The sequence below is a fragment of the Candidatus Aminicenantes bacterium genome, from assembly GCA_011049425.1.
Lineage (GTDB): Bacteria > Acidobacteriota > Aminicenantia > UBA2199 > UBA2199 > UBA876.
The window spans coordinates 1-11780 of the sequence record DSBM01000040.1 but is presented as its reverse complement, the minus strand read 5'-3'; the positions used below and the strand labels follow the sequence as shown (position 1 = coordinate 11780).

The window sequence follows — 11780 nt, the reverse complement described above, 5'->3', positions numbered from 1 at the left end:
GGCATGGATCCGCGGGACGGCATCCTGGAGTTGGATCAGCTCTTCCCCGGTCATGACCGACTGCAGGCCGCGCACCATATCGGCGCGGTTTTCACCGGTTAACAACTGCCGCTCCGCCGGCGGGTCGGGATACCCCAGGCGCAAGCGCATGAGGAAACGGTCCAGCTGTGATTCCGGCAAGGGAAAAGTCCCCACGTGATAGCGCTGGTTCTGGGTGGCGATCACGAAAAAGGGACGCGGCAACTCGCGGGTGGTCCCCTCCAGAGAAACCTGCCGCTCTTCCATGGCTTCCAGCAGGGCGCTCTGGGTGCGGGGCGTGGCGCGGTTGAGTTCATCCGCCACCACCAATTGGGCGAACAGAGGACCGGGATGAAAATGGAACTGGTTTTTTTCGCGGTCAAACACGGACACACCGATGATGTCGGCGGGCAACATATCGCTGGTAAACTGGATGCGCGAAAAACGCATGCCCAGGGAGCGGGCGATGGCATGGGCCAGGGTGGTTTTGCCCATGCCGGGCAGATCCTCAATCAGCAGATGCCCGCGCGCCAGCAGGCAGGTCACCACCAGGCGGATTTCAGCGTCTTTGCCCAGGATCACCGTTCCGATGCGCTTCATCAATTCAGCAATCGCGTTGTGCATATGGACTCCTGGAACTTGCTGACATCATGGTACCCCGCCGCCGTTTCGCAGTCAACCGGATCAGGATCAATTGGGGACGGTGCTTGTAAGTATGTAAATACGGATTTTTGGATTTTTGAATTCCACCTATTTTCCCAATGTTGGGGAGTATTGAAATCGAGCGCAGATTAAATTTACCTACTTACATACTTACAAGCACCGTCCCCAAATCCGGGTGACGCATGCGGATACCGTAGAGTTCCAGTTGCCGGTCCAACTCCCGGTAATGGGGAAACACCTGCGCCACGCTGCGGCGGAAACGACAGTCATGGCGCATGTTGGCCAGGTGCAGGGTTTCGTGAAACACCACGTAGGCCACCAGCGGCTCCGGCACATGGCGCAGGAAACGGTTGAGGCGGATAACGCCCTTGCCACTGCATGTTCCCCAGCGGCTGGTCATGCGCCGCCAGGTCAATTGCCGACACTCCACCTGCAGCATCCGACTATAACGCTCGACATAAACCGCAGTCAATGCGCGGGTTTGCTCCTCGCTGCGATCCAGCAGGTCAAGTTGCAGGGCACACCGCCACTTGGCGCACATACGGGCATAACGGCTATGGATGGATTCACGATTGGCTCGCAACACCTCTTGCGGCCGGGCTCGCAACGGTACCACGAGCAACGGCCGCGGGAGCACGAATTCGACGCGCGCCCGCCGTACCCGACGCCGTGCCAGGTGAAAAGTAATGCCTTCGAATTCAATTATATCGATGTCTCTTTTCTCAGCCAAAATTTTCACGATGTCCTTGAACATTACCATAACCGTTTCTGCTTTGACAACCTGGTTGTTGTACTACGCTTGCAATCCGATAAAAGGTTGGAGTACACTTGGGCAATGAGCGTGGACAGACCGAAGAAGGACCGTTATTACCTCAGCATCGCCCGCGTAGTGGCCACCCGTTCCACCTGCCTGAAGGTGTTGATGGGAGCCATTATCGTGAAAGAAGACCAGATCATCGCCACGGGCTACGTGGGGGCGCCACGCAAGACGCGCAGTTCACTGGACCACGGATTCTGCCTGCGCCAGAAACTCAATATCCCCTCGGGCACCCAGTACGAACTTTGCCGCTCCGTGCACGCCGAGCAGAACGCCATTATCAACGCCGCCCGCGCCGGAGTAAGCCTCTTGGGAGGCGATATGTTCATTCACGGCGAGTACCGGAAAGACCAACGCGTGCTCAACGCCTTTCCCTGCTTTATCTGCAAGAAAATGATCATCAACGCCGGCCTGCGACGCGTGGTCTGCTCCGTTACGGAAGGCGACCCGCCCTGGCGGGTGTTCCAGGCGGATGACTGGATTCAGGACTGGCAAACCCATGACATCATCGACGACCGCGATCGCTACCTGGGCTGAAATGTCAGGATCCAGGCTGCATATCGGCCTGACCGGACGCATGGGCTCCGGCAAAGGTGAAGTGGCCCGCCTCCTGGAGGCGGATGGATTTGTCTACATTTCCCTGTCGGACATGGTGCGCCGGGAAGCCCGGCGCCTGGGACGTCCGGTCAACCGCGCCCGGATGCAGGACATCGGCAACCGCATGCGCCGCGAAGGCGGCGGCGGCGTTCTGGGCGCAAAGGTAGCCGCCCAAATCCGCAAACAGGTTGACACCATCCACTGGGTAATAGACGGCATCCGCAACCCCGCCGAAGTGGAGGCCCTGCGCAAACTGCCTGCATTTTTCCTGCTGGGCGTGGATGCGCCGCTGCCCCAGATCATGCAGCGCCTGCTATCCCGGGCCCGCGAGACGGACCGCCTGACGGAGGCGGAATTGCTGGCACGCCTGGAACGGGAATGGGGCGAAAACGAACCCCCGGACGGCCAGCGAGTGGGCGATTGCATGCGGGTTGCGGATTTCGTTCTGGCCAACGACAAAGACCTGGAAACCCTGAAGCAGCGCCTGCGCCTTTGGCTCAAATCCTTAGAGGTTGATCATGAGTAATACCAAAAACGCGGTTTACCCCGGATCCTACGATCCCGTCACCAACGGCCACATCGACATCATTGAACGGGGCTTGCGCATTTTCGACCACATCACCGTGGCCGTACTGACCAACCCCGAAAAGCAACCCCTGTTCACCCTGGATGAACGCCTGGAAATGATTCACCAATGCTTTAACAAGAATCCGCGCATTAAAGTGGACGCCTTTGAAGGTCTGCTGGTGGATTATGTGGACCGCAAAGGCATTCACACCGTGGTAAGGGGTCTGCGCGCCATTTCCGATTTCGAAGTGGAATTCCAGATGGCGCTGATGAACCGGCGCATCAACCGTGAGGTTGAAACCATTTTCCTGGTCCCCTCCGTGTGCTACTCGTTTCTCAGCTCGCGCTTGGTTAAGGAAATCTACCGCCTGGGTGGATCGATTCAGCAAATGGTGCCCGGCGTGGTGGACCAGCGCCTGAAGGAAAAATTCCATTCCCCCAAAAAACACCCGGCGCTAACTGAAAAGCGATAGATCCATGAACCAGCGATTTTATACGGCGCGGAATACCACGCGATGAGGGCACCATCGTGAACCTGGATGATCTGGTTGCGGTTCTGGATGATCCGATACCGGGGCTACCCGCCGCCCTGCTGGGTATGCCCCACCTGGTTTGCATCCTGCTTGATCGCGACCTGTGCGTCCTGGCGTCAAACGGGGATCCGCGGGATTCGGTACGGCCCGTACCGGCTCGGGGGCGCTGGCTATCGGACAAGTACTCCACCGATCACGTCCACCCCATTCTCTCTGAACTGGCGGACAGCTCCCGGGCGATTTCCCTGCCCGGCCGGGACGGCGCCCATCGCCTGGTGGGTTATTTTTTTGTTACCGCCAGAGGGATCCTTTTTCTGGGAGAACTTGATGATCCCGCCAGGCCAAGCGTCTTGACAGACATTTCCCGCCTGAACGACAATTTGTTGCAACTTAACCGCTCCTATCGCAAAAGTCGCGACGAACTGGCTCGAGCCAATCGCCGCATCATTGAGCTAAGCGTCACCGACCCCTTGACCGGTCTCAAGAACCGCCGTGCCCTTGTCCCCATCATGCGGCGTGAGAAGCCGCGCTGGTTACCCGCCACGGACTGGATTGCTCAATGATCATGATGGACATGGGCCATTTTAAAGCCATTGACGACGATTTCGGGCACCCGATGGGAGACAGGGTCCTGGCCGCGGTGGGCGCATTGATCCGCATACAGATGCGGGTGGAAGACACTTCATGCCGTTGGGGCGGTGAAAAATTCCTGATGCTGCTTCCCCACTCCGCGGTGATTCAGGCCAAGGCCTGCGCCCGTCGCATTCAGGCCGCTCTGGGGGAAATGAACATCCGCGACCTGGACCGCAAAGTCACCGCCTCGTTCGGCATTTCGCAATTGCTGGGAGAAGATGACATTCAAAGCGCCGTCCAACGCTCCGACCAGGCGCTCTACGCCGCCAAACACGCCGGTCGCAACCGCATATGGGTATACCCGCCCAACGGCGAACCCGGTGATTTTTAACGGAATTGCCTTCCAGAAACCCGGTTTCCCCTATTGCACCCAGACCGTCTGCCCCGGGTAAATGGGGGTGCGGCCGCCCAGACGGTTGAGACTCAAAAAACGCTGCAGTGTCATGTTGTGTTTGCGGGCGATGTCGTAGGGCGTATCACCGGGGCGTACCACGTAGGTCCGCGCTCCCTCGGGGATTTTGTGGGGAATGGTCAATTCCTGTCCCACATGCAAGCGGTTGCCGGACAAGTTGTTGAAGTCACGCAACTCCTTTACGGATACCGCGAACATGGTGGCGATGCGATAAAGCGAATCGCCGCGTTTCACCGTATAGGCGGGCTTGCCGTTGCCTGCGATTTGTAACGGGGCGGCTTTTTGCGACTGCGGCTGGGGCGGCGCAAGCGCGCCACGGGCGGGAACTTTCAGCCGCTGGCCGGGGCGAATCAGAAAATTGCTCCGCAACCGATTCAACCTTGCAATCTGCCGCGAAGAAGTGCGGTAGCGGCTGGCGATTCCGGACACCGTTTCCCCGGGACGCACATAATGGATCACGTAGGTGGCTTCAGGCGGAATCCAGCGGGAGATTTGCGCCACCGCTTCCAGGGCCTGCCTGGCTGAACCGCCGGGAACCCTCAGCGTGTATTCCCGGTCGGGCGTGGCCTGGTGGCGCAACTCGGGATTCAACTCCGCCAACCTACCCGGTTCCAGGCCCAATTTGTGGTCCAACGCGGACAACTTCAAAGGCTGATGGATCACCACGATCTCGGTATCTTGCGGCGCATCCGGAGGGGGCAATTCAAAACCGTACCGTTGCGGATCACGCACGATCATCAGCGTGGCGATAAACCGGGGTACAAAGCGTGCCGTTTCCCGAGGCAACATAAGATAGAGGTCCCAGAAATTGTCCAGATAGTTGATGCGCTGAGCGCGGATTACCCGCTGTACCCGGAATTCCCCGCAGTTGTACCCGGCCAGGGCCGTACTCCAATCGCCGAAGTATCCGTGTAATTCCTTCAGGTACTGAACCGCCGCCCGGGTGGCCTTGAGCGGATCCATGCGCTCATCCACCCAGCGGTCCTTTTTGAGCCCGAAACGATAACCCGTGGATGAGATAAACTGCCACAACCCCAGGGCGCGGGCGCGCGAGTAGGCCCGCAATTTAAAACCGCTTTCAATCAAGGGAATCCAGGAGAGATCCGCGGGCAACCCCACCGCCTGCAACTCCCGCACCATTATAGGGCGATAACGGCCGGAGCGCTGATAAGATTCCTCAAAGAAACGCCGCTCCACTGTCTGAAAGCGTTTAATCTCTTTGAGTACGTGCTCGTTCTCTTCCAGGCGGATAAAGCGGTGATTCTCCCCCACCGCAACCTGGTCGGATGCAAAGATCTCCACCAGACGACGGGCGATCATGAGCCGCAGGTCATTCTTTTCATCCGCCAGGGTTGATTCGGTGGACGCTTCCACTTTCAACAGCAGGGCATACGCCGCGTCGAGACCCGTCATGGCGCCTTCGGTATCTCCTGCTTCCCAGGCCTCCAGCGCTTGCTGATACGCCTGCAATGCCTGCTCCATGCGCTGACCGTCTGTAAGCTCAACCGGCGGAGGTGCCGGTTCCGCTTCGTTAACCGAGGGGGCTTCCTCCGCGGGTACGCTGACTGGAGGCGGTTCCATTCGGGGTGGCTGGGCGTGCCGGGCACAACCCATCGCCAAGGGAAGCAAAAACAAACAGGTGAGTCGGAATCGAAAATGCATGTGGATATCTCCGGAGTATTTTCAGTCTACCTCTATAACATTGTCACCAGGTAGTGTCAATTCAGGCGGCCCGGCTCACTGTTGACTGTTCCCGCATCAGCGCCGGGATGAGCCGCTGCCGCACTGGTCGGAAGCGCCATCGCTCCGGGCCCCTGCAGCGACGCCCCTTTCCGCATGTTTGAGCCAGCAGCGCTGTCGTGGATACAGCGGGTGCGGACGATAGGGAAATTTCACTTGCGCGGGATCCGCGCCGATTACATTCTGCCAGCAAAGATTGCCAAGGCCGGCTTCGGAGGCGTACTTCAGGTAACTCACGTCGTTGACGTTTATACCCATTACATAAGTGGCCATGGCATCCGCCTGGACAGCATCCTCGGATGCCACGGCAAAACCATGAAACACGGGGCTGCCCTTGATCGGGCCCTTGCCCTCCATACCGTACAAACCATCGATCAAGACAAGGTCGGGGCTGATTTTTCCCAGCAAAGCGGCGAAATTGCGCCCGGCGTTGGCGATAAGTTGAAAATAGCGCTGGTTGCCGCTGAAACTGAGCCGGCGCATTTCATTGCGGGACGCTCCGAACATCAGTACCCGTTCCTCGGGACGCACGAAACCCACCAGGTTGGGGATGGCCAGAGAAACCGGAAAGATGTTGTGGGTTTTGGGTGGTACAACGCTGATCAAGTAATCCGCATCAAAGCGTGAAAAATGGACGGTCTGCCCGCCGGACAAAGTTTGAACCAAGAGGGTTTCGTTGTGTTCCAGATCATCCAGATTGACCAACCGGGCGCCGTTCAATTCCACTTCTTTGTAACGAAATTTGTAGAAAATATCCCAGGTTGAACGATTAGAGAAGAACGCCCCGTCAGAGCCCTCGATCACGGCGATTTCACGGATTCCAAACTGCTCTTTGAGGTAAAAAATCAGCGACTCAACCGCGGCATAACTGGTATTGGCATAGATTTCCCGGGAACCCGACAGGTTGACTTTTATGGCCACGCGGTCGCCGGACCGCAATCCCAGGTAGGGCGCGATGGCATCCATGATTTTGGGAACGCACCTGGCGCGTCGGGTTTCCCTGGTTAAAGCAACTTGTTTGCGTTTCATGGGTTCAGGCACTATAGCGGCAGGACATCATGGGGGATTATACCATTCACCACCCAACATGGCAAAAAAAACCCACATGGGGACGTGCTTGTAAGTATGCAGATACGGACAGCGCCGGATTTATGCGTCTTTTGAAAGGGGTTGCGAAAAGCATCCAAGAATTCAAGAATCCGTATTTACATACTTACAAGCACCGTCCCCAGTGGGCAGGGAATCACGGAAAGCCATGATGGGTGTGTCCAGTGGCAAGCCAACGAAACGCGCTACCACGTCACACTTGACGCGGAACATAAAGACCACGGGACGCTGAGCATTTTCCAGGGTTTCAAAATTGCCCTGGCCCTTGGCCACCACGGCATCCGCGCCGTGAAACCATTCGCTGAATTGGGGGGTGGCATGGGAAAGCAGGGTGCCGGCGCAGGCTGAACCCGATGGCATGATTTCCGCAACCTTGTCCAGGCCGGCGTGGCGGGCATCGGTCGCGATCACGTCGTTGATGGCCGGACGCGAACGCACGGCATAGCCCACCTGCAGTTGGGGGTACTCGCGGCGGATCTCAGCGATAAAGAGACGGTCCAGAACAGCTTCACCCGCGTTGTCTCCAATCACCAGCAGGCGGCGCCCCTTTTGCAGGATCCGGCGCAACCGCTCCAGGTCATCCGGACCGACCGGGAAGTTTTCGGGATCATTGAAAACAGATTCCGTATCAAATAGCTGGGCCGCTCCCAGGTCGATGATATTGCCCATCAACGCGTACTTGGCGGCCGCGGCCAAGGGATCGGTTGCCGCTGAGATGCGCGAACGGAAATAATCCAGGCGGTCCAGGATCATCTGGTTCTGTTCACGCTTGGCCGTGGCATATGGGTCGGGATCCCCGGTCATGCCCGAGAGGACGCCGTGGGCCACGGAGGCAAACTCCGGCGCAGTGCATTTCCGGTAGTCCATGCCGGCGGTACGCATCAGCACCCGGCCGTACACTTCCTCCTGCTTTGAATCATCCAGACCCAGGTGGGTGGCCGCACGTACGATCTGTTGCAGGATGCAGATATGGCAATGGCGGTTCATCTTCATGGAAAGCTCCGAAAAGGGGCCATTATACCTTTCCCATGCGGCGATGGCAAATAAAGACAGAGTTGAAAAGTTGAAGAGTTGTAAAGTTGAAGAGAAAAAAGGTGGCAGGAGACAAAAAACCTTAATGCTTTTTTCTACTTTCTACGTTCTACCTTCTACTAGATCTTCCGAGATCCTCCTATGATTTCTCCCGAGAACTTCTACCTTCTACTTTCTACTGGTTTCTACTGGGCGGCCACGGAGGGCCGCCCCTACGCTCGCCCCTCGCCCTTCGCCAATTGCCAGGTGCTTTTACTTTAGACTTTCGACTGTGCCCCTGCCCCTCGCCGCTCATCCATTGCCTCTCGCCAATCGCCTGGCCCATTGCCCCTGGCCTCTTACCCCTCGCCCTTTGCCATTAGCCGTTCTTTGCATTTGACTCGCGCTTGAGTTGGCGGGTAGAATGGGATCAGGCGGCAACGTCCGCTGGAGGGGTTCATGCATGTGGTATTTGTCGCATCCGAAGCCGCGCCCTGGTCCAAAACCGGCGGCCTGGGCGACGTGGCCGGAGCCCTGCCCCGTTACCTGGCCGCCCGACATGCAAAGGTTACTTTGATTCTTCCCGATTACTCCGAGCCGGCCGCAACCCGGCCGCCGGAAGCGGTTGTAAGCGCGCAGGCGCATGTAAACGTGGGCGGAACCGCTTACCCGGTAACTTTCCGAACGCTAAGCCTGACCCCGCGCCTGAAAGTGGTCTGGGTGGGCCAGGAGTTGATGTTTCACCGCGCCTTTCTTTACGGTGACGGAGCAAGACCCTATCCGGACAATCTGGTTCGCTTCCTGGTGTTCCAATTGGGAGTCATGGCCTGGATCCACTCTTCCCGCCGCCGCGTCGACCTGGTGCATGCCAATGATTGGCAAACCGCTCTGCTCCCCCTGATGCTGGATCGCAACCCGCCTCGCAGGGGACGTCCGGCCACCGTACTGACCATCCACAATCTCCATTACCAGGGAGTTTTTCCCGGCCATTTCTTTGCACTGCTGGATCTGCCCGGGGAATACTTTTCGCCGGACAACCTGGAGTTCTTTGGAAACATCAACTGCCTTAAGGCGGGTATTATTTTCAGTGACGCCATCACCACGGTCAGCCCGACTTACGCCCGGGAGATTCTAAAACCCGAGTATGGCGCCGGGTTGGAAGGCGTACTGCGGCGTTATCAACACAAATTGAGGGGCATCCTCAACGGCGCGGACTATTCAGTCTGGGATCCCCGCAGCGACCCTCATATTTACCGTACCTACGGTAAACAGGACGCACTCACAGGCAAGCGTATCAATCGTACGGCCCTGATGCAGGAACTGGGGCTCGACTGGCCCTTGCACATCCCCCTGGGCGTTGCCGTCACCCGCCTGGCGCACCAGAAAGGCGCGGACATCCTGACACGCGCATTGGCGCGACTGGCTCCGGAATCGATGCGGGCCGTGATCCTGGGCACTGGCGACCCCGGGCTGGAAAAAGGCTTGCGACACCTGGCCGCGGCCAATCCCGGAATATGTTTTATCCCCCGCTTCAGCGAGCCCCTGGCCCACCGCCTGCAGGCGGCGGCGGACCTCTTCCTCATGCCTTCGCGCTACGAGCCCTGTGGGCTGGCACAAATCTACGCCCTGCGTTACGGAACCATACCCGTGGTACGCCGAACCGGCGGACTGGCGGACACAATAACGGATGCCGATACGGCCAAAGAGGGAACGGGGTTTCTCTTTGACCGCCCCCATGCCGCAGGTCTGTTCCGCGCCCTGAAACGGGCGATCCGCGCTGTTTCCGAGCCATCGCGCCTGGCACGCCTGCGCGCCACTTCCATGGCATGCGACTTTTCCTGGGACCGGGCCGCAACTAATTACGCCGAACTATACGGCCGCATTCTATCCAACGGAGACCAACATGAGTAAAATGGAGATTGTAAACGACGCCGGATTCAATTCCAGGACCGCTTCCGGCGCCGTCCTAGTGGAATTCTCTTCGCCCACATGCGCTCCCTGCCGCCAGATCGAGCCCGTGCTGGAACGCATGGCGGATGAGTTCAAGGGTAAGGTTCAATTCCTGAAAGTCAATGTCAATGACAGCCCACAGACCACGGCCCGTTTTCGCATCCGCAGCGTACCCACCATGTTGTTTATGATTAACGGCAGCGTAACAGGCCAGCTGGTTGGGGCCGTTTCTTTCCAGGCCATTCAAGAGAAGCTCAGCGGCCTGACAGGCGATTCCACTTGAGGTTAAGATGATTTCCGCCCTTTTGCAGCAGCCGCTGGAGGGTCAGGCCGTCCAGTGCCGCCTGTGCGCCCATTACTGCCGCATCGAAAACGGAAAGACCGGAATCTGCCGTGTGCGCCTCAACCGTGACGGCTGCCTGTACAGCCTGAACTACGACCGTGTAGTCACCACCCACAGCGACCCTATTGAAAAAAAGCCCCTTTACCATTTTCTGCCCGGCACGTTATCTTTCTCGTTGGCCGCCATGGGCTGCAATTTCCGCTGCCGTTTCTGTCAAAATCACGCCATTTCCCAGGTGGATCCCAGCCGGGGGCCCCTGGGCGAACCCATCCCGCCGCAAGACCTGGTGCAGGCAGCCCTGGATGCCGGTTGTCGCTCCATCGCCTATACGTATACGGAACCCACGGTCTTTTTCGAACTCATGCTGGAAACCGCCAAACTGGCCCATTCCCGGGGCTTGAAAAACGCCATGATCACCAACGGTTACATCAGTCCGGACGGCCTTGCGCTCATCGCCCCATGGATGGACGCGGCCAACGTGGACCTCAAGGCCGGTTCCGATGACTTTTATCGCGAGCAATGTGGCGGCCGCCTGCAACCCGTGCTGGATACCATCACGGCCATGCACGAAGCGGGAATCCGGCTGGAAGTCACCACTTTGTTGATTCCGGGAATGAACACGGACGAGGCGCAATTGGACCGGGTGGTTGCTTTCCTTTATGACCTGGATGCGCGTATTCCCTGGCACGTTTCACGCTACCACCCCCAGTACCACATGCACTTGCCCCCCACGGAAACCCGGGTGGTCGAAGCGGCACTGGAAAAGGCCCGGGAAGCCGGCTTGCGCTACCTGTACGCCGGCAACGTGGGGGAGGCGGAGTGGTCGAACACCCGCTGCCCCGATTGCGGCGTCGTACTGATCAGCCGCCGCGGGTACTCCGCCCGTGCAGCCGGCATTGAAAACGGAAGATGCCGGGCCTGCGGAAACGAGATCACCGGGGTGTGGAAATGAGGCGAGGAGCTATTGGCGAAATCATGTGAAAAGATAAAAGTGAAAAGTCGAAAGTAAAAGCACCTGGCAAGTGGCGAAGGGCGAGGGGCGAGCGCAGGGGCGGCCCTCCGTGGCCGCCCAGTAGAAACCAGTAGAAAGTAGAAGGTAGAAGTTCTCGGGAGAAATCATAGGAGGATCTCGGAAGATCTAGTAGAAGGTAGAACGTAGAAAGCAGAAAAAGAAGTTGAGAGAGTTGAGGGTGGAAAAACAAGGGGCGAAAAATTTTTCGCCCCTACCACTTTTTCAACTTCTTCCCTTTTACGCCCGAAAGAGTCCTTCAACTTTTGGTTCTATTACGTTTCGTGTGGGTAAATCCGCATAGATGATGAGCGAGAAATTGTTGTGATGAGTACCCAGAGGGCATACATACCCGCAGGGCATAAAGCATAAGCGAACGC

General features: G+C 58.0%; 13 protein-coding genes. 8 read left to right on the top strand and 5 right to left on the bottom strand.

Annotated features, from left to right (window positions below; all coding sequences use genetic code 11):
- Both ENN40_02965 and ENN40_02960 read right to left on the bottom strand, forming a co-directional pair.
- The coding region (locus tag ENN40_02965) for an AAA family ATPase (protein HDP94302.1) at positions 1-642 on the bottom strand (642 nt) is incomplete at its 3' end.
- Between the two features lie 181 nt (positions 643-823).
- Complete coding sequence (locus ENN40_02960; GenBank protein ID HDP94301.1) at positions 824-1441, bottom strand: M48 family peptidase; 618 nt, start codon at positions 1439-1441, stop codon at positions 824-826.
- Positions 1442-1516: 75 nt separating this feature from the next.
- Between ENN40_02960 and ENN40_02955 the strand changes: the two genes are divergently transcribed.
- The 5 genes from ENN40_02955 to ENN40_02935 are packed head-to-tail and all read left to right on the top strand — an operon-like array spanning position 1517 to position 4159.
- Entirely contained in the window at positions 1517-2035 is a 519-nt protein-coding gene (locus ENN40_02955) for a dCMP deaminase family protein (protein ID HDP94300.1), read from the top strand.
- Positions 1971-2621, top strand: a complete 651-nt coding sequence (locus tag ENN40_02950) for a hypothetical protein (GenBank protein HDP94299.1) — start codon at positions 1971-1973, stop codon at positions 2619-2621. The genes ENN40_02955 and ENN40_02950 overlap by 65 nt, the downstream gene beginning before the upstream one ends.
- Positions 2614-3135 carry a pantetheine-phosphate adenylyltransferase gene (locus tag ENN40_02945; protein HDP94298.1) on the top strand — a complete coding sequence of 174 codons (522 nt, stop codon included), beginning with the start codon at positions 2614-2616 and terminating at the stop codon, positions 3133-3135. The genes ENN40_02950 and ENN40_02945 overlap by 8 nt, the downstream gene beginning before the upstream one ends.
- A 56-nt stretch (positions 3136-3191) precedes the next feature.
- On the top strand, positions 3192-3758 hold the full coding sequence (locus ENN40_02940; protein ID HDP94297.1) for a hypothetical protein: 567 nt from the start codon (positions 3192-3194) through the stop codon (positions 3756-3758).
- A complete protein-coding gene (locus ENN40_02935) occupies positions 3755-4159 on the top strand; it encodes a GGDEF domain-containing protein (protein ID HDP94296.1) in 405 nt (134 codons plus the stop codon). Before ENN40_02940 ends, ENN40_02935 begins: the two co-directional genes overlap by 4 nt.
- A gap of 30 nt (positions 4160-4189) precedes the next feature.
- Here the strand turns inward: ENN40_02935 and ENN40_02930 are convergent, their stop codons facing one another.
- The 3 genes from ENN40_02930 to ENN40_02920 form a co-directional block, all read right to left on the bottom strand.
- Positions 4190-5902, bottom strand: a complete 1713-nt coding sequence (locus ENN40_02930; GenBank protein ID HDP94295.1) for a LysM peptidoglycan-binding domain-containing protein — start codon at positions 5900-5902, stop codon at positions 4190-4192.
- A 96-nt stretch (positions 5903-5998) separates the two neighbouring features.
- Positions 5999-7009, bottom strand: a complete 1011-nt coding sequence (locus tag ENN40_02925; GenBank protein HDP94294.1) for a DUF362 domain-containing protein — start codon at positions 7007-7009, stop codon at positions 5999-6001.
- Positions 7010-7171: 162 nt separating this feature from the next.
- Positions 7172-8080 (bottom strand): DUF89 family protein, encoded by a 909-nt coding sequence (locus tag ENN40_02920; GenBank protein ID HDP94293.1) that lies wholly within the window; start codon positions 8078-8080, stop codon positions 7172-7174.
- A 477-nt stretch (positions 8081-8557) separates the two neighbouring features.
- Between ENN40_02920 and ENN40_02915 the strand changes: the two genes are divergently transcribed.
- From ENN40_02915 to amrS, 3 genes are read left to right on the top strand one after another with little or no spacing between them, the layout of a single operon-like run.
- Complete coding sequence (locus ENN40_02915) at positions 8558-10009, top strand: glycogen synthase (GenBank protein ID HDP94292.1); 1452 nt, start codon at positions 8558-8560, stop codon at positions 10007-10009.
- Complete coding sequence (locus ENN40_02910; protein HDP94291.1) at positions 10002-10331, top strand: thioredoxin; 330 nt, start codon at positions 10002-10004, stop codon at positions 10329-10331. Before ENN40_02915 ends, ENN40_02910 begins: the two co-directional genes overlap by 8 nt.
- Positions 10332-10338: 7 nt before the next feature.
- Positions 10339-11343, top strand: coding sequence for an AmmeMemoRadiSam system radical SAM enzyme (gene amrS, locus ENN40_02905; GenBank protein ID HDP94290.1), 1005 nt, complete (start codon positions 10339-10341; stop codon positions 11341-11343).
- Positions 11344-11780 lie beyond the last annotated feature (437 nt).